At 60.0% G+C, this 17,234-nt stretch carries 21 protein-coding genes; 6 read left to right on the top strand and 15 right to left on the bottom strand.

The genetic code is table 11. The annotated features are described in order from the left end of the window. Together A3736_RS09850 and A3736_RS09845 are read left to right on the top strand one after the other, a co-directional pair. A partial coding sequence (locus A3736_RS09850) for a hypothetical protein (protein ID WP_233999342.1) occupies positions 1–619 on the top strand: 619 nt, incomplete at its 5' end. Between the two features lie 2 nt (positions 620–621). Further along, positions 622–1,026 (top strand): hypothetical protein, encoded by a 405-nt coding sequence (locus A3736_RS09845; RefSeq protein WP_067682431.1) that lies wholly within the window; start codon positions 622–624, stop codon positions 1,024–1,026. A gap of 117 nt (positions 1,027–1,143) precedes the next feature. Here A3736_RS09845 and A3736_RS09840 read toward each other — a convergent pair whose 3' ends face one another. The 10 genes from A3736_RS09840 to A3736_RS09795 all read right to left on the bottom strand — a co-directional run bounded on the left by A3736_RS09840 (position 1,144) and on the right by A3736_RS09795 (position 8,050). After that, positions 1,144–1,443 (bottom strand): hypothetical protein, encoded by a 300-nt coding sequence (locus tag A3736_RS09840; RefSeq protein WP_067682428.1) that lies wholly within the window; start codon positions 1,441–1,443, stop codon positions 1,144–1,146. Further along, positions 1,443–1,748 (bottom strand): hypothetical protein, encoded by a 306-nt coding sequence (locus tag A3736_RS09835; RefSeq protein ID WP_067682425.1) that lies wholly within the window; start codon positions 1,746–1,748, stop codon positions 1,443–1,445. The genes A3736_RS09840 and A3736_RS09835 overlap by 1 nt, the downstream gene beginning before the upstream one ends. A 745-nt stretch (positions 1,749–2,493) precedes the next feature. Further along, positions 2,494–4,023, bottom strand: a complete 1,530-nt coding sequence (locus A3736_RS09825; protein WP_067682419.1) for a DUF3987 domain-containing protein — start codon at positions 4,021–4,023, stop codon at positions 2,494–2,496. Continuing rightward, positions 4,020–4,934, bottom strand: coding sequence for a CHC2 zinc finger domain-containing protein (locus tag A3736_RS09820; RefSeq protein ID WP_082851427.1), 915 nt, complete (start codon positions 4,932–4,934; stop codon positions 4,020–4,022). The genes A3736_RS09825 and A3736_RS09820 overlap by 4 nt, the downstream gene beginning before the upstream one ends. After that, a complete protein-coding gene (locus A3736_RS09815; protein WP_067682414.1) occupies positions 4,931–5,173 on the bottom strand; it encodes a hypothetical protein in 243 nt (80 codons plus the stop codon). Before A3736_RS09815 ends, A3736_RS09820 begins: the two co-directional genes overlap by 4 nt. After that, positions 5,170–5,433: a hypothetical protein gene (locus A3736_RS09810; RefSeq protein ID WP_067682411.1), complete on the bottom strand. Its 264-nt coding sequence runs from the start codon at positions 5,431–5,433 to the stop codon at positions 5,170–5,172. The genes A3736_RS09815 and A3736_RS09810 overlap by 4 nt, the downstream gene beginning before the upstream one ends. Further along, positions 5,430–5,651: a hypothetical protein gene (locus A3736_RS09805; RefSeq protein WP_156502070.1), complete on the bottom strand. Its 222-nt coding sequence runs from the start codon at positions 5,649–5,651 to the stop codon at positions 5,430–5,432. Before A3736_RS09805 ends, A3736_RS09810 begins: the two co-directional genes overlap by 4 nt. Positions 5,652–5,717: 66 nt before the next feature. Further along, the gene (locus A3736_RS09800; protein WP_067682405.1) at positions 5,718–5,918 is read right to left on the bottom strand and encodes a hypothetical protein; all 201 of its coding nucleotides are present in this window, start codon (positions 5,916–5,918) and stop codon (positions 5,718–5,720) included. A gap of 64 nt (positions 5,919–5,982) precedes the next feature. Next, entirely contained in the window at positions 5,983–6,768 is a 786-nt protein-coding gene (locus A3736_RS17110; protein WP_156502069.1) for a hypothetical protein, read from the bottom strand. A 115-nt stretch (positions 6,769–6,883) separates the two neighbouring features. Next, positions 6,884–8,050 carry a tyrosine-type recombinase/integrase gene (locus A3736_RS09795; protein ID WP_233999341.1) on the bottom strand — a complete coding sequence of 389 codons (1,167 nt, stop codon included), beginning with the start codon at positions 8,048–8,050 and terminating at the stop codon, positions 6,884–6,886. Positions 8,051–8,321: 271 nt separating this feature from the next. Between A3736_RS09795 and A3736_RS09790 the strand changes: the two genes are divergently transcribed. Next, complete coding sequence (locus A3736_RS09790) at positions 8,322–8,744, top strand: hypothetical protein (protein ID WP_156502068.1); 423 nt, start codon at positions 8,322–8,324, stop codon at positions 8,742–8,744. Positions 8,745–8,783: 39 nt separating this feature from the next. Here the strand turns inward: A3736_RS09790 and A3736_RS09785 are convergent, their stop codons facing one another. From A3736_RS09785 to A3736_RS09765, 5 genes are all read right to left on the bottom strand, one after another. Next, on the bottom strand, positions 8,784–9,152 hold the full coding sequence (locus A3736_RS09785) for a hypothetical protein (protein WP_067682388.1): 369 nt from the start codon (positions 9,150–9,152) through the stop codon (positions 8,784–8,786). Further along, entirely contained in the window at positions 9,149–10,300 is a 1,152-nt protein-coding gene (locus tag A3736_RS09780) for a hypothetical protein (RefSeq protein ID WP_156502067.1), read from the bottom strand. Before A3736_RS09780 ends, A3736_RS09785 begins: the two co-directional genes overlap by 4 nt. Before the next feature lie 110 nt (positions 10,301–10,410). Beyond that, the gene (locus A3736_RS09775; protein WP_082851426.1) at positions 10,411–12,633 is read right to left on the bottom strand and encodes a GumC family protein; all 2,223 of its coding nucleotides are present in this window, start codon (positions 12,631–12,633) and stop codon (positions 10,411–10,413) included. 13 nt (positions 12,634–12,646) lie between these two features. After that, positions 12,647–13,267, bottom strand: coding sequence for a polysaccharide biosynthesis/export family protein (locus tag A3736_RS09770; protein WP_233999343.1), 621 nt, complete (start codon positions 13,265–13,267; stop codon positions 12,647–12,649). Between the two features lie 158 nt (positions 13,268–13,425). Continuing rightward, entirely contained in the window at positions 13,426–14,811 is a 1,386-nt protein-coding gene (locus tag A3736_RS09765; protein WP_067682379.1) for an O-antigen ligase, read from the bottom strand. Positions 14,812–14,989: 178 nt separating this feature from the next. Between A3736_RS09765 and A3736_RS09760 the strand changes: the two genes are divergently transcribed. From A3736_RS09760 to A3736_RS09750, 3 genes are all read left to right on the top strand, one after another. After that, on the top strand, positions 14,990–16,159 hold the full coding sequence (locus A3736_RS09760; RefSeq protein ID WP_067682376.1) for an acyl-CoA dehydrogenase family protein: 1,170 nt from the start codon (positions 14,990–14,992) through the stop codon (positions 16,157–16,159). Between the two features lie 44 nt (positions 16,160–16,203). Next, on the top strand, positions 16,204–16,686 hold the full coding sequence (locus tag A3736_RS09755) for a PH domain-containing protein (RefSeq protein ID WP_067682373.1): 483 nt from the start codon (positions 16,204–16,206) through the stop codon (positions 16,684–16,686). An 11-nt stretch (positions 16,687–16,697) separates the two neighbouring features. After that, positions 16,698–17,234 (top strand): PH domain-containing protein (locus A3736_RS09750; RefSeq protein ID WP_233999340.1); only part of this gene is annotated, 537 nt, incomplete at its 3' end.

Genomic DNA, 17,234 nt, shown 5'->3' with positions numbered 1-17,234 from the left:
TGCTTGGCGTGATCCTGACAGCCTCCCCGATGTTTCCATGATCGGCGCAGTCATCAATGGCCTTCGCCAGCTCGACGGCAACGCCCCGTCCCGCACGTTCGAGCCGGAAAGCTGGCTTAGGAATTACGAGCGCCTTGGCGGCGGCTGGACGAATATCGAAGGCGAGGTTTCATTGCTCGCCCCGGTGCCAACACCCGATGGATTGCAGGCGATGCTCTGGGAGCTCGATACGCGCGGCGGACGTGAACAGGTCAAGGCGGCGATCCGAACCCTGCCTGACGGCGCACTGACCGTTCCCGCATCCGTTCGTTGGCAGTCGCTTTGCCGGGCCTACGACGAAGCCGCCGAGGCGATGAAGGCGCACGAAGCGATCAAGAACCCACACCGATACGACAGCCCCGAATGCGAGGCGCATGAAGCCACAACCGAACGGCTGGCGACTGCGGAGGGTGAAGCGTTCGATGCGATGATGTTGCACCCGGCCCCTGACGCGGCGGCGCTGGCGTTCAAGCTCGCAGCGCAATCCTCGTTTACCAAAGGGCAGCACTGGCCCACGGCTGACAAGATCGCGGCGCGCCTTGCTGCCGACGCGGCCACCCTTCTGCCGAAGGAAGCCTGATCGTGGGCGTGCAATTCACCGGGAGGGCTTCGGCCCTCCCCTCCACCGCGCTCTTGGAAAGCGCTGTCCGCAGACTGTCACGTGACGCGCTCGCAGATCTTTGTGAGCAGTTAATAGACCGCCTGGACGCAATGGACCCCGACCCTGACCTTGAGCCCAATGGCGACGAACTGGACGGCACTGGAGCAGAGGACGATTATCAGACAGGCTGCGAAGTCGCTGGCCCGTTCCCCGGCTGTCCAATTTCAGATCCCGGAGAGGATGGAGACAGCGACTATTGCGAGGCAAGTGACGATCGCGGGAGCAGCGGCCCGAACGCCTTGTTTCGTGGCTTCGTTGCTCACAAGCAAATCGAGTTCGAGGACGATTGCGAACGCTGGCACCAGCCCGCGCATTGGAACGCCTAACCACTATCCCGCCTCTATTTTAATGGCCCGTCGCCTCGTATGAAGCAACGGGCCATTCGTTTTTCTTCAGTCAGTTGAGCGTAATGCTCATGTCTTCAGTTGGCAAAATCTGCGGACCTACTCTGCTTCTTCTGAACCTTCTGCCTCTTTCATTGAATTGGCTTCGGCCTCAGCTTGCGCATTTAAATCGTCCATTTCCTCTGCTTCACGCTCGCTCGTTATCCTTACGGCGGTCGCACCGGCTTGCATTGCTTCGCCTACGCTATCGAAGAAGAAGCGGGGCGCATGACGATCTACGCAAAATAACTCGCCGTCTGCATCCCGATACCAAAGATTACGACCATCCTCGTGTTCGAGAGTATATCCAAACAGGTTGATGGTTGCGAGTTTGTCGCACGGGATTCGAGCCCAAGGCATTACGCAACCGCGAGAGCGAGCTTTGACAAAGGCCTTGAGGTTTCAAATTTGATATGCGGGGGAGGCACATCTTCCCTATGAGGGCTGAAATGTAAATCGTGCAGGTCGTGATAGACCCGAGCGTAAGATTTCAACGCATCGATCGTGCGAGCAGCGACCTCCTTCTGGCTATAGCCATCGAAGCAGAAGCGCGGCTCGCTCGAGGAGCAGGCGGTGTAAACCCCGTCCTCATTCACTGAGATTTGAACGTCGAGATTCGCCAGCTTGTCAGTGAACGCGGCGAGGCGGGTGCCATAGTCAGTCATGACTAAATTCCTACAAATTGTGATACAGTTACAGCGTGTTATGCGAAGGGCATGCGAGTGTGCATGCCGGGCATCTGCACAACCTGATCTCGCGAATTTTCACACATCAACGCCTCCATTCACGTTGCAACACGGTGACACAACGAGCTTCGTATATATCGGAACTGTTACCGTCAATTAAAGGTCCATCAATCGCGCATTCAAAATGACAAGCGGGCATCACACTGTGAATGCGTTCAACGAAGCAGATGAACGGATGTTCAAGCCTCGCAGCAACCTGTTTGCATCTCCCAAATCAATGGCAGGCCATAGCCACAGGCCGGGTTCCGCGTGATAGCGACACCGAAGCGCGTCATATGGGCTATCGGGCCGTCGAACTCTAGCGATCGGCTCCGGCGAAGGACCTGTGCCAGACCGCCGCCAGGCGCATAATCGACACGGACGCCGAACAGACCTTCTGCGCCCCAACCGTTGCGCACCGCGTAGCTCCCATGGATCTCGTATAGCCACCACGCATCATCACACAGGTCTGCCCATTCGGCAGAGGACAGACAGGCAGGCGGCTTGAGCGCATCCAGTGCCGACAGCCGCTTGTGCCACGTCCGCAGAACGCGAGCCGGATCGAGGACCGCGACACCGGGGACGTTAGGGACGATAGGGACGTTTGGTGCTTCACAGGGGCTTTTGTCCCTAATGTCCCTATTGTCCCCTTCCCTCAGTATCCGTTCGGCCCTCTCTCTCCAGCTCATTGCCCGGTCTCCAGCACCGCAGGATTGACGTTGTAGTCGAGGCTGGCGCGACCGGGTGTGCCGCCATCACGAACCGGAGCGGGCAGCAACCACCCGGCATCAACGAGGAACTCGGCAGCGGCCCGCATGTCATCGGCCTTCCGCAGTGCCGCCAACCGGGACTTATGGGGCGACCGCTTCAGGTCCCGCAGGTTGATCCGCCGCATCCCGAGCTTGCGGATATACCGCGCCAGAAGGGCACCGTGCCGCTCGACAGTCGGAAGGGCAGCGTCACCATAGACCCGCTCTGCCATCGGCTTCGCGTAATCGTCCACAAAGGTGACCGCCGCTGCGATTGAGCGGGCCGACACCGAGCGAGGTTCGGGCACGTCGGTAAAGGCCCATGCGATCAACTCGCCCACCAGCGCCAGCCGCAGAACGGCACCGTCCATCTTGCCCACGAAGCTCTTGTAGAGCGCGGACGAATCCTGATCGATCGACGCATTGTCCGCCTGCCATTCCTCAAACAGATCGGCGGCGTCAGCTTCGAGCGGGAGGATTGCAGCGATGTCCTTGCCTTCCTGATCGCGTGCCCACTCAAGACTGTCGAGCTTGACGTAGGCAGCGTGCAGGCGGTCGAGATTGGCAGCTTCGCGCGGACGCCGAAGGCTAGGCATCTTCTCCGGCCACGCCCACAAGAACCGGCCAACAAGGCCGTCATCTGGCGAAGACAGCAGAGCGTCGGCCATCTTGGCCGGCTGGATACCGCCGAGGACCGACACACCGTTGAAGGGGATCGAGATCGGCCCCTTCGCCGATCCCTTTCGATCAATGACGAATGGCCTCCCACCATAGGCCTCAATCCAGAACTGACGACCACCGGGCGAGTATCGGTCGAAGGACATCAGCCAGCCCGCCAATTCGTCGCGGAATGAAAGGATGCCCTGAGGATTACCCTCTAAGATTGAGCCGAGCGCTTCAGGTGTGCTGTCCATCACCAGCGTGCGACGACGTTGAGGTTCGTCCGGTTCATCTGCATCGGTCGGCATTGCAGGGCGGTCGCTGCCATCCTTCACAGCCTTAGCTATACTGTCCTGCCAGTGCTTACGGGCTTGCTTACTCCACTCGCTGCGTTCCTGATAATCGCGCAACGCGTCGCGATGATCGTCGGCCTTAGCCTGCTCCAGCAGTCTGAGTGGCCCGGTAACCTGATCGAGTGCGGGGGACTTGCGCGCACTGGGATCGCCGACGGCGCCACACCATAGAATGCACGGCTCCGCCCATGCCGCCGTCTGGTAAGGACGCACCCGGCGCTTCCCGCCTATGAGGCTTGCGCATGCGGTCAGAAGCCCCATCCCCGGATAGTCCGGCGCGGTGCAAACCCCGTCCGCAATGGTTTGGAGAAGGGGCCATGCTGGTCCGAACAGATCGGCTGGCATCGCCACCGGATCGCGCCGTCCTTCGTTCAGAACCGACATGTCGGGGATGCCCCAGGCGGAAACCGTCTGCGCGTTATCAAACGCGGCCTTCATCGTCGCTGCCGTCATGCGCGCGACTCCTTCAATTCGTCGTTGAAATCTTTATACGGGGCGCTGGGAAAGAACGTCGTAACGCCGTGCCCCCGTTCGCTGAAAGCGGTTGCCGCCTGAGCGGCGTTCGCCCGACCCGCTTCGTCGTTGTCGCCGCCAATAGCTACGTCCCGCACGAAGTCAGGAAAGCGCATCGAGGGGAGCATTGTCGCGCCACATGAGACCCACACCGAGAGACGCAGCGCCTCCATGATGGCAAGTCCATCCTCGAGCCCTTCCGTGACCACCAGCTTGCGAGAGACCGGGGCCAGACGTATCCCGCCGCATCGGACACGACCGAGGGACAGCTTCGGTTTCGGCACATCGGCCTTTCCCCGCCCATCATCGGCGAGGTAGGTCCGCTGGATACCGCACAGCTTATTTTCGGGACTGGTGACGGCAGCGACGAGGCAGGGATATTCCCGCCCCCTCTTGCCGTATCGCAGCCGGGCGAAGCGAATGGTTTCGGGGATCTGTATCGAGATGCCCCGCCACCGAAGATAGGTTTCCACCGGCGTGCCCATCGTCGGAAGTGCTGCACGCCAGATGTCGCGAGCTTCCTCCACCCGATCCGATGCGCCGTTAGCTGACGGGAGCGGGGCAATCTGCGTCGTGACGACTTCGCCTTGGCCAAGCATCACCGCCGCGTCGCGTAGCCCCACACCATGAAGCATCGACACGAAATCGAACACATCGCCTTCGGCCCCGCACCCGAAGCACATGAAGCGGCGTCCATTTCCATAGATCGTGAAGGAGGGGGTTTTCTCGCTGTGGAACGGGCAACAGGCTTTCCACTCTCCGCCCGCACGCTTCAGCTTCACGACACCACCAGCGACCGAAGGCAATGGATTAGCTGCGCGGATTTCCTCCAAATTCATCAGAGCTGTCATGCGCAAGCCTCCATCGCTCGGAGGAAAGCAGCATGACAGTCCCAGAACCGGCGGATTTCATCAGGAGTGACCATCAAGCCGCCAGCGACAGCTTCGAGCGCCTTTAGATTATCCGACGATTGAAAAGGCATCTCGGCCAAGATGATGCGGGCTGCGTCCCGCTCTTCCGGAAGCATGGTTCGAGGTGCACGATAATAGATCGCGAACAGGCAACCGGGCGTTTTTCCGCTAAACATCATGCCGCGATCCTTTCGTCATGTTCGATCGAAAGGCGCGTCAGGAGGCATTGCTGCAATTCGCTCAGGCGATCGGTTTGCGTGGCCACCACCTGAAGGAATCTGGCGTCGGCATTGTTGATGCCGTCTCGCCCCCGCAGGATTTGGAGAGCCGTATGTTGATGGATCGAAACGAACTGCGGCCCAGAGGGCGGGAGAGGCACGAACCAGCGCCCATCCCATGGCTCCAGTGCGGCGGCGAAATCCTTATCGCAGCAGATCATGCGAAACCTGCCCTGGCCAGTTCGGCCCTTAGTGCCTGTGCCGCATCGGCCTTCTTTATGAATTGCGAACCGAATAGACCGGCGCGGCGGCGAGCGATTTCAAACCGTCCCGCTTCGATCGCCAAGCACTTGGCGAAACGCCGTGCTTCGTGTAATTCAGAACCTTCAAGACCAAGCCCCTCGACAAGGCTTTCGAAAGCGGGATCGCTGACCGTCAATGTTCCGGTCATGCGGTCCCGCCGCTTTTCAGGGGTGTGCATCCCCGTTCTGACAGCGACCATAAATCACGCCGCCTCCGACGAATAATCGGGGAGGGACGCGAGATAGCGGGAGAGCTCGTCGCGCAGGATGATCGTCCGGCGTCCGCGCTTCTTCGCAGTTAGGATGCCGTCGCGAAGGGCCTCATAGATTTCCGAGCGCGACCCGGCTCCAGCTTCTACAGCCTCGTCGATATGATAGGCCAACTTGTCGGTAGGAAGATGCATTTGAATGCTCCGTCGTTGTTAACGGACACTCAAATACATATGCGGCTGTCGCGATTGTAATGATCTAGGATTGCTCAAAGTTCTCCGAAAATTGCGACAGCGATATTGGCGGAAAATTGAGCTTTCTATTTTCTGGATTTGCAAACCCTGTTTCGCGCAGATAAGCATCCCCATCATTCCGTAGGGCGCTCCACGCTTCTTCGACTGTTTCGAATCGAAAGTCGCCTGCGCCCTTAGAGGCAGCGCGCTCGATCCGACGTTTTGCATCTGCGCCGAGCTTAGCAATCGCCTGTGATGGCCAAGATTCTAAAGCTGCACGAGTAGCCCCATAAGCCTCTTTCACCACGTCGTAGCATTCGTCCTTCGTATCTGCGCTCTGACTTAGAAAGGCGACCCACTCGGATGCCCGAAGCCAATGTTCCGCTTGTCTGAAGGCGTTGTTGGCTTTTCCTGATTTTCCGCACTTAGCAAAGAGGCGGGGACTATCACCTTGGCTCAGGTAAAATAGCTCTCTTTCGGCTGCGTGCAGAGAATGATTTTCGCCCCGCCGATCAACGGTTTCGAACAAGCAGGCAGCCAAAGCAATACGCTCCCTCAGAGCGGCAATGTGTTCGGACCGAGGACTTTCTCCGTCTGGTTTTGTGATAGCCGACCGGATTATCTCGCTCCCGCCGATCTCACTTATCGCGCGGGCTAGATTTTGTAGGAAAGACCGCGCCTCACGCGTTTTCTGTTCAGGGTCATCAGTCGCATACCATGCATTTCTATCTTCTAGCGCAAAGCGAAGAAAATCCGTTGATAAGGGCGTGATGGCCTGCCGCCACAATTTCCAATCTTCGTCGTTATCCATTGCCCACTCCGCAGGCGCTCCGCTTAAGTCGGGAGGGGCAGCGCGGGCGGAGTTCCGCGCCAGGGAGCTACCCTTGCCCCTCCCTGCGATCATCGAGACGATCGCATTCGAATTATCATAGCGCCAAGCTCGCCAGCGCCTTCTCCGCGTCGTCGCGGACCAAGTGTCCGTAATGTCGCTCGATCATCACTACGCTTGTTCCAGCGAGCTGTGCGACGGTCAGAACAGGCAAGCCAGCCCTTACCAGATCCGTCACCACGGAATGGCGCAGAGTATATGCGGCGACCCCGCTAGGCAGATTCGCCTTTGCGACAGCCTGCTTGATGGGGTGCTTCCATGTGTTTCGGTCCCAAGCCTTCCCGTCCGATCGCGCGAAGATCGGGGCGGCTGGAAGCTTATTCTTTGAATGCTCTTGAATGAAATCAGAGATTGATGGGGGAACGCTGATTTGCCGGGGATGCCCGTTTTTGTCCTTACCGATGGTGAGCGATCGGGTGCGCTTGTCGAAGTCGCCCACAACGAGGTTTGCCATCACGCCGGGCCGTAGTGGAAGCAGGCACAATGCTCGAACGAACGGCTCCGCTTCGCTTTCGCAGGCGTATAGCAATCGCTTGCGCTCATCGCGATCGAGGTAAAGCGTGCGCCGTCGATCCGCGCCACGAATGGGCCGCAGTGCTTCTTGCCACGCGGCATCCGTGTTTGGCGCGCCGGGTGACAGCACCTGTGACAGCGCGGCGCGTAATGGCACCATGTCTCTATTCACGGTCGAGGCGGCGCGGGCCTTAGTGCGCGTCTCGCCTGCCTTATTCCGGCTAATGAGCGCAGGGGTCTCTTCCAGCCTCTTCCGCCACGCGCGAAGATGATGGCGGCGAAGCTTGTCGAGCTTCACGCTGGCGATGGCATCGGAATAGACCGTCCGTTTCAGTATGCCCTCAGCAGCGTGTGGCTTGTCCTTCGCATAAGACCGGCAGGCATCAGCGACAGTCTCCAACTTCTCCACCAGAAGACCGCCGCTCTGCACGGTATCGGCGAATCGCTCCGCATCCTTGCGGGCCTGTGAGAAGATTTCATGCCCCACGAATGAGCCATAATCCCCCAGAGCCTTGCGGCTATATTTGCACGTGTCGGGATCGTAGGCGCGCGCAAACCAAGTTCCTCGGCCTCCACGCTTCGAGGGACGGAAGCCCACATAACAGCCATGCCGCAGCCGCTGCCAGTGCGGTTCATCGCCCTTGCGGCTCTTCAGGCCATCGCGTTCGCCGATCTTGCTGAGGTCCGCCACTTTCGCACTCCATGAAACTTCCATGAAATACGACGACGGACGTGAAAATTCAATAACGCACGGTTTCTAGGGGCGGAAAAGTCCATGAATGTACGCAGTCGTCCCGATGCCCGCCCTTGGTAAGGGTGAGGCCGGGAGTTCAATCCTCCCCAGCAGCACCATTCTCGCCGGACAAGAGGGCCGGTTGCTTTTCGGTCTGAGGAGAACGGACCTGTCGATCGCCAGGCTGAATTCGGTTTGGTAAGGTCGCCTGTTTTGCTAAACGGCTGCGATGATAAAAATTGCGCATTTTCCGGTATTGATCGCTTTAAGTATCGTCGGCGCCTGCTCGTCGAGCGAAGCTCCGGAAGAGAAAACGGAAACCTCGCAGCAGCGCACGTTTACAGAAGAGGATAAGCGCATCGCGCGTCTGCTGACGGTTGGCAGTGACGAGATCGACGAGTCCGCGTCTCCGCAATACCGTGCGACCCTTTGCAGCCTGGCCCTCCAAGCGATCGAGGGACGGATGCGTGGGGCCCTGTCCGACGAACAGCTCAAAGCCTTCGCGCAAGCGCAATCCTTGTACGATCAACGCGCGAGAGCTGGCGCATCGGCGGAAGATGCACAGCTTACGCGCGACGAAGTCGAAACGGCGTATCCCGACGAAAGCGACCGTGCGCGCTTTGCCATCGGCTGCCTGCAAGATTTAGCTTAGTCAGTAGAGGCCAGGGACGTGCTGCCCTGGCCAGCAAGTTCATTGGGGACGGCGACCGACCGCAGTGCGCGTTCTTGTCTGTGCGCGTTCGAACGGCGCCGTCGCGTTCGCCGTCGCGTCGTAATTGCGATCAACGCGGTTGCGCAGACGGTTCTGGACGCGATTCTCGATCCGGTTGTCGAGTCTGCCGAGCGGCTCGACGTTCGGCGCGACATCGTCTCGTGTCTGGCGCTGACCGATTTCTCCATTACCCGCATCGGCGGTGCGCGCCGTTTCGCCGAGCCCTTCTCCCTGACTTTTCGCTTCTGACTGGCGCGCACCGGGGTCGATTGGGAATGACTGCGCCAGGCAGGGTGTGGACAGAACGGCGAAAGACATCAGGGCGATCGTGGGCGCGAAAAGTTTCATGACAGGGGAATCAGCCTTGCTTTCTCGATCTGGCCGCTGACACCCATGATGTCGTCGGTCGATCGCGCTACCAACGTAAGGGTCTGGGATACGCATCCTGCGGGAACGTCGAATCGACCGGTAAAGCGGCCTGAATCTTGATCCGAATTAGGAAGCACAATGCGACCGAGTTCGCGTCCGTCCTGACAGGTCAGAGACCAATAAGGTCGTGATCGTTCAGGCTGATCGATCCCGCGGCTTTGCCCTTCGAGACGATACGGACCGGGGGGAAGCAACTGCGCCTGGCTGACAAGTGCGCCCCCGACACTCGGCGGAACCGAAAAATCGAGGATTCCACGATTTCCTTGTTGCAAGATCGCCGCGGAAAGACGCATGTCGGTTCCCGTCTGCCAGTCGAAGACCGACTTAACCGCTGTATTGAGCGCAAAATTCGGGTCGCGCGATAGATCGCGGCGAGCTCCGGACCGAAAGGTCCGGTAATAGGCCCATGCTTCGCTACGCTTATTCTGTCCGAAAAGCGCGTTGACCAGATTGGCTTGTGCATCTTCGGACGCCTCAAGACCAATGGCGCGGCCCTCCCGAAATAAGGCTATCGCGCCTTCAGGCTCAATGCCGGTCTTCGCGATATAGCCGAGAAAACTATCCTTCCACACGGGATCGGAATCTAGGACGGGGAGCAGAGCAGCACGGATACGCGGTTCGGCCAGCGCAGCGGTCAGGGAAGGAAAGAGCAGGCCGAGCGCATCGTTGGATGTGCGCAGCGCGATATCGTAATTGCGCAAAGCGCCGGCGATATCTCCGCGAGCTATTGATTCTTCGATCGCCCACAGGCGGGGCCGCAATTCGCGCCGCGATATGGCGGTGGAATATGAGAAGATCCGGTCTGCTTGTGCCGTATCTCCGCGCAATTGGGCCTGGAAGCCAAGGACGGTCAGTGCATCGGCGGCCGTAGGCTCAGCGAGCAAAGCCTCTCGAGCCAGATTCGCGGGGGCGGAGTTCGCTTCCTTGACGGGTCTGCGAGTGAAGGAAGTCTGAGCATAATCGGCCAGAATGACGCCGTTGTCAGGCGCCATGAGATGGGCTTGCGCAGGATCGGCCTTGACAACGACATGGGCCAAACTGCTCGCGGTACCGATGTAACTCAGCACCGCAAGGCCGAGCGCCAGCCCGCCACGCGCAATCCATTCGCGGCTCGACCGCTTTGCCGAGCCGCCATCGCGGCTGCGCTTCCCAGAACTTTTGCTACCCCTTAGCGCCATCAGGCAGCCTTCGTGTCCGTATCTCGTCCGTAGCCGTAGCCGTATTCGTAGCCATAGCCGTAATGAGCCTTGCGGGCTTCGAATTTGGTGAGCACGGCGCCGAACACACGGGTATGTGCCGCCTGAAGTCTTCCGAGAGCTGTCTTGACCTGTGTGGAACGGATGCCGTGCGACTCCACGGCATAGATCACGCCTTCGACATGTCCCGCGATCAGCGGAGCATCGGCGAGTCCCATGACGGGCGGAGAATCGACGATGACGTGATCATACTTTTCGTGCAGCCGATCGATCAGGCCCCGCATCCGGTCGCCGGTAAGCAATTCCGCAGCATTCGGAGGGATAGGCCCTGCGCTCATCGCGTCGATACCCAAATCGTCCATACGGAAGATCGAACCCGTGAAGTCTTCATCGCCTGCAAGGAAATTGCTCACTCCACGATCGTGACTGACATTGCCGAGATGATGCACCGAAGGCGAACGCATATCGCCATCCAGCAGGATCACCCGTTTGCCCGAACGTGCAAGCATGGTGGCCAGAGCAAGCGAAGTCGTCGACTTGCCTTCCGCCGGCCTTGTCGAAGTCACGGAGAAGGAGCGCGGAACGCCATGCTCGGTAGTGAAGGCCAGATTGGTCTGCACCGCTATGTAGGCATCGACCATTTCCGATTTGCGATCGAGCAGAGCATCGCGAGGTGTTTCCTCCTCATCCACTTTCGGCACCGTGCCCAGAAGAGGCAGGCCGAGGCGGCGCTGTACTTCCGACGGATCAGCGATCGCTTCGTCGAGCTGTTCGAGCGCGAGGGCGAGCGCGGCACCGATGCCGATGCCAGCGAGAAGCGAAACGAGCAGATTGATAAGCAGGCGGGGGCTCGAAGGGCGCTCCGGAACGTTGGCGGTATCGACGATTGCGATATTGTTGACGCCGACGCCTGCCGCGACGCCAAGCTCTTGGAAACGTTGCAGCAATCCATCGTAGAGTGCGCGGTTCGTATCGACCTCTTGCTGGTAGATATTGTATTGGATCGAACGACGGCGGACGTCGAGATATTCATCGGTGAGCGCGTTGACACGTTGTCGAAGCGCCTGCTCACGCGCTTCTGCCTGCTGGTATTCGGCTCTGACTGAACCTGAAACGCGCGATTCTTCACGAGCGATCGCCTGATCGAGAGCTTCGATCTGAGATTGAATGGCCCGCGCCTGTGGGTAGCCTGGCTCGAAGCGTATCATCAGATCCTGATATTCGGCGTTCAGTTCGGCGCGCCGTTGACGCAAATTGTTGATCGCATTGTTGCTCAGCGCTTCGGCCGAGCTTCCGCCGCCGCCTGCGCGCCGGAACCGCGCCTCCGCCGCGATACGATCGGCCGTGGCTTCATTCAGAGCGGCATTGAGGGATGCGAGATTGTCGACCACGATGGGGCGTTCTTGCGTATTCGTACCATCGTTGCCGCCTTCCGATGGAAGATTCACGATTTCCTGATCGGAAGCGTAAGCGACCAATTGTCGCTGCGATTCGTCCAACCGCTCCTTGTATTCAGTTAATTGGCGCTGCAGCGCATCGCGACCGTAGGATGTTGCCTGAACCTTGCGCTCCAGATTGGTCGTGATGAAATTTTCGGCCCACGAATTGGCGACTTCCGCGGAGAAAGCCGGGTCGGGGCTGGTCATGCTGATATCGACGAGGCGCGAGAGCCGGGTCGGGTTTATAGTCACATTGGTCAGCAGAATATCCGCTGCCTCGCGCTGACGTTCGGCCCTGCCTTCAGCGGAATATCGCTCGTTCGTAATTTCGAATGCGGGATCGCCGGAACCGTCGAAACCGAACATTTCGAAAAATTCCGGGTCGTCCACCAAGTTCAATTCGCTCGCCACGCGCTCGGCAAGAGAGCGTGCGCGCAGCAGGCCGTACTGGGTCTGGTAGAATTCCTGATCGGAAGCGGTCGCTTCGCGCTCGACACCCTCGATATTGGTAACGCGATCGGCTTCGCGGGAAATTTCAACCGTCGAGGTCGCGGTGTATTGTGGGGTCATCAGCAAGGTGACGATCAGACCAAGCAACACGCAGACAGCGATCGCGCCCAGGATCACCCAGCGCCAGCGCCGAGCGATCCGAAGATATTGCTCGAGTATCGACGGCCCAGTCTGCTCGGTGGGATTGGTATATCCCGGGGCCGAACCTTCAGGCGCGTTCCGAAACGGATCGGAATGGGAAGAAAGACTATTCATAAATCCGATCGAACTATTGCAATAATGCTATGACGGGAGAAGCGAGCAACGGCGCCACGCTAACGAAATCGCGGAACAGCCTGCGTTGAGGGCTGTCACCTACCACGACCAAATCATTCGCATAGAGTGCGGGATCTTCGTAAAGCCCGCGTCTGATAGCGCCGATATTGTAGAGCCCGGCAATCCGCTGCCCACCGACCGTGCGCAGAATAACCACATCGTCCTGATCGGCGAATTCGGTTAGGCCGCGAGCGGAGGCGACTGCGCGCAGCAAGGTCATCTGATTGGTGACCGGGTACAGACCTGGTTCGACGACCTGACCGTCGACGGTGACGACTTGGCTGACCGAACTCACAATATTCACCGTCACGTTCGGGTTGCGCACGTACCGGCCGGACAATTGGCTTTCGACGTCCCTGGCGAGTTCGGCCGGCGTCTTGCCGCCGGCATCAATCGTGCCGATGAGAGGCATTGCGATACGCCCACCAGCATCGACCTGCATTTCCCGGCTCAGCTCGGGAACTCCGAAGACATTCACCGTTATCGTATCCAATGGGCCTACCAGTGCGATCCGGTCCTCCGCCGCCAAATCGCCCCGATCGGGCGCTGGCAAAGCAGATTGACCATCGATCACCGTCAATCCCGGTGCCGACTGAATAGGCGGTGTCCCTGCGCAAGCTGTTAGCAGGCAGGCCGCCGCAGCCAAGCCAGTCAAATTTCGCATATAAATAGTCACGTCCGTTAGGAGGATATGGCGCGCTCGCTATAGATCGCACGTTCGGGAAGGTAAAGTTAAGGCCGTGGGCGATCTGCCGGATACGCATCCGATGATGAACCTGAGCCTAAGTGCAGCCATGCCGCCGCGATTACGAGCAGCGCCATTATCATTGGGGTCCGCGCCGGATAATCTGGAACGCTTGCGAGCATGATGAGCACCACGGCGAAAGCGCCCGGCAGCGCCAATCCTGCATTCTGCACTTTCCGTCGCCAAATCCGGACTGCGGATATGCCTACCCAGATAATGATGGCCGCAAGCAGCACCGCTGAAAGAACTCCGCCGTCCAGAACGACTTCGAGCCAGTCGTTATGCGCATGGTTGAAATATCGCGGTTGCAACAATGCATCGACCTCCCCGATCCTGTAGGCTGGATCGAACGCACCAAACCCCGATCCGGCCGGGAAATAGCGCATAAGGGTCTCGATAACGGAAGGCAGGGCTTGTGCGCGCAGATCTTCCCCAGCGTTCGAAACGAAGACGCGATCGATCGATACGGCCCGGCCCAAGCTAAAGGATAGGGCTGCGGCACCGACGAGGAGGACGATCGCCAAACCCACCGTCGCACCCGCGGCCCATCGCGGCAAAGCTTGCAATTGGCGCTTCACCTCGTCGCGGTTGAAGAAAAGGCCTGCCACAATGGCTAAAGCAGTCAGCAAGACGCCCGCGCGAGAGCCTGTCGCCAGCGCCACAAGTAGAAAGAAAGGTAGGAGGGTAAAGGCGATGATCGCAGTCCACCGTGTAGCCCCTACGCCTCGGAAGCCCCAGAGCGGCGCAAGCAAGCATCCGATCGCCACGAAGAGGGCGAAATGATTGCGGTTAGCGAAGTTTCCGGAAACCGCAGCGTCCTGATAATTGATCAGCGGATTATCGAAATTCGCGCCCGAGAACTGTAGCAGCGCCAGCAGGCTGCCCGCGAAGATCAAACCCAGCAGAATAGACGCAATCCGCCGGTGTTGGTCTCGCGTCAATTGCGCGCAGAGAACCAGGACGAGCGCGGGCACTACCAGCGATCCCAGCGCGTTCGCGGTTGCGCTGGGTGAAATCGACAGTGGTCGCCATGGTTGCGGCTGGTCGCTGACTTCGGCGGCACCTTTCAGCAATTCGCGGCCCGGCAGCGCGGTCCACACCTCGGGCGGTAGCGGCACAAGCTGCAGGAAGACGAGCAGGATCGCCAGCCCGAGAAAGATCGCGATCGGCTTGACCCGACGCCAATCGAAACGGGCCGAGAATAGAACGAAGACGATGAGGAAAATCCAGGCAAAGAACCGCACCACGGCCTGGCCTGAAACATCGGCCCGCGACGCACCGCCTGCGATCCAGAGAATCACCAGAAAGGCGCTGAGAAGCCAGAAGGACAGGCGAGCGCTGAAATCGGCCGAAGAGGTGGTGCTGCGGGGCATGCGCGCCGTCTAACGAATAAATTTCGAGCGGCAAAGCGGTGTCTTCCAATCGTTCCCGCCTGTTGGAACCGATTTCGTCTCAATCGCTCTTCAAGTGCGGAACCGGTCATCCGGACTGTCTCAAGCCTTCTCGACTTCGCCCCTCGTGAGCGGCATGGGCAGGGTGAGGGAGAGCATCATGGACTTTCGGCTTACCGAGCAGCAGCGCGAGCTTCAGGATGCGGCGCGCGCCTTTGCCGTTAAAGAATTGCCGGATCTGGCGCGCGAGATGGAGGCCAAGGACTTTCCCGTCCCCGATGCCATGGTGCGGCGCTATGGGGAGATGGGGTTTCTCGGCGTCAATCTTCCCGAGCAATATGGCGGGCTGGGGCTCGGCCATCTCGAAGCGCTTCTGGTGCTCGAACAGTTCGCCATGATCTCGAATGCAGTGGCGTTCCCGGTATTCGAAGCGCTGGTGGGGCCGGTGCGCACGGTCGATCGGTTCGGGTCCGGAGCGCTCAAAGAACGGATTATTCCTCAAGTCGTGAGGGGCGAAGCGACGGTGGCCGTGTCGATGTCCGAACCCGATGCGGGCACCGCGCTGACCGATCTTTCGACCCGTGCGCGCGAGGACGGCGACCATTACATCCTCGACGGAAGCAAGCGCTGGACCAGCGGCGCGGGGCACGCGCGCTATTATGTCGTCTATTGCCGCCTGTCCGACGCACCGGGAGCGAAGGGCGTGGGCGCGCTGCTGGTCGACAAGGACATGCCGGGCGTCGGTTTCGGCAAGCGCGAGGAATTGATGGGCTTTCGCGGCATCGAAACGCGCGACATCGCCTTCGACGCGGTGCGCGTGCCGCAAGACAATCTGATCGTCGGCGCGGGCGGGTTCGGGAAGCTGATGAGCGCCTTCGGCCTCGAACGCTGCGGCAACGCGACCCAGTCGCTTGGCCTCGCGGCAGGTGCGCTGGAGCAGGCGACCGCCTACGTTCAGGAGCGCACGGCGTTCGGCAAGCCGATCGTCGATTTCCAGGCGGTCCAGCTGCGTCTCGCGGATATGGCGATGCGGGTCGAGGCGGCGCGCCTTCTTATCTATCGCGCCGCTGCCAATGCCGAATATCAGGAAAACGGCCTTCCCAGCGTCTACGAAAGCAGCGTCGCCAAATGTTTCGCCAACGAGATCGCGCGCTCGGTGACTGCCGACGGGATGCAGGTGATGGGCGGCTATGGCTATCACAAGGAATACGGGATGGAGCAGCGCGTGCGCGACGGATTCGCCTGGGGGATAGCGGGCGGGACCACCGACGTGCAGAAGACCAATATCGCCGCTTCGCTGGTCGGTCGGCGTTTCGACCAGAGGCGCTGAGACGCGTGTTGCCTGCGCCGGGTGTATTAGATAGATAGGACGCAATGACCACGCCCCCCGAGTTGACGCCTGCCGACCTCACTCCGCTCGACCCCGCCTATCGCACCGTGCTGCGCATCGTCGCCAGCATCTGGTCCGCGGTCTTCTTGGTCGGGGCGCTGGTGGCGGAATTTGCCGTTCCCGGCTGGAACGGCGTGTTCGTCATTCCGGTTTTGATCTTCGCCGCGCTGCTGATCCTGCGGGTGCCGCAGCGGCGCTGGTCGGCGCGGGGCTATGCGCTGGGCGAGGAGCGGTTGCGCGTGGTGCGCGGGCTGTTGTTCCATTCGGACACGGTGGTGCCGTTCGGGCGGGTGCAGCATATTGACGTCGATCAGGGCCCGCTTGAGCGAGCCTACGATATCGCGACGCTGACCGTGCACACGGCGGGCAGCCACAATGCGTCGGTCCAGCTGCCGGGCCTCAATAACGAAGACGCGCTGGCGATGCGCGAAACGATCCGCGCCGCGATCCGGCGCGACACGCAGTGAACGAGGCTGTTTTGTCCGCCGACGGCGAGGCCCGCCGGACCGATCCGCTCAGTTTCGCGGTGAGCGGTGTGACGCTGCTGGGCCAGCTGGTGATCCCGCTCGGCTTCCTGGCCTTTTCGATCTTTCGCGATGGCGAACTGGATGCGCTCGCTTACTTTCTGCCCATCGTGCTGGCAGTGATCGCGTTCAATTTCGCGCTCGCCTACGCGCAATGGTTGCGGTTTACCTACACGGTGAACCACGCGGATATCCGCGTCGAAAGCGGGCTCCTGTCGCGCACCGCACGCGCGGTTCCCTACGAGCGCATTCAGGATGTCAGCCTCGAACAGAAGCCGATCCCGCGCCTGCTCGGCCTGACGGAAGTGCGGTTCGAAACCGGGGCGGGCGGCAAGGACGAAATCACGCTGCGCTATCTTTCCGAAGCGGAGGGAGAACGTCTGCGAGAATTGGTGCGCAACCAGAAGGCGGGCGGCGCGCCCATCGCGGCGAGCGAAGGGGAGGACGAAGCGCCGGTCCTGTTCGCCATGGGGCCGAAGCGAGTGCTGACC

The organism is Erythrobacter sp. HI0063 (genome assembly GCF_001635685.1).
Classification (GTDB): Bacteria; Pseudomonadota; Alphaproteobacteria; order Sphingomonadales; family Sphingomonadaceae; genus Qipengyuania.
Note: the sequence above shows the minus strand (reverse complement) of the source record. Positions and strands in the feature narration are given on the sequence as shown.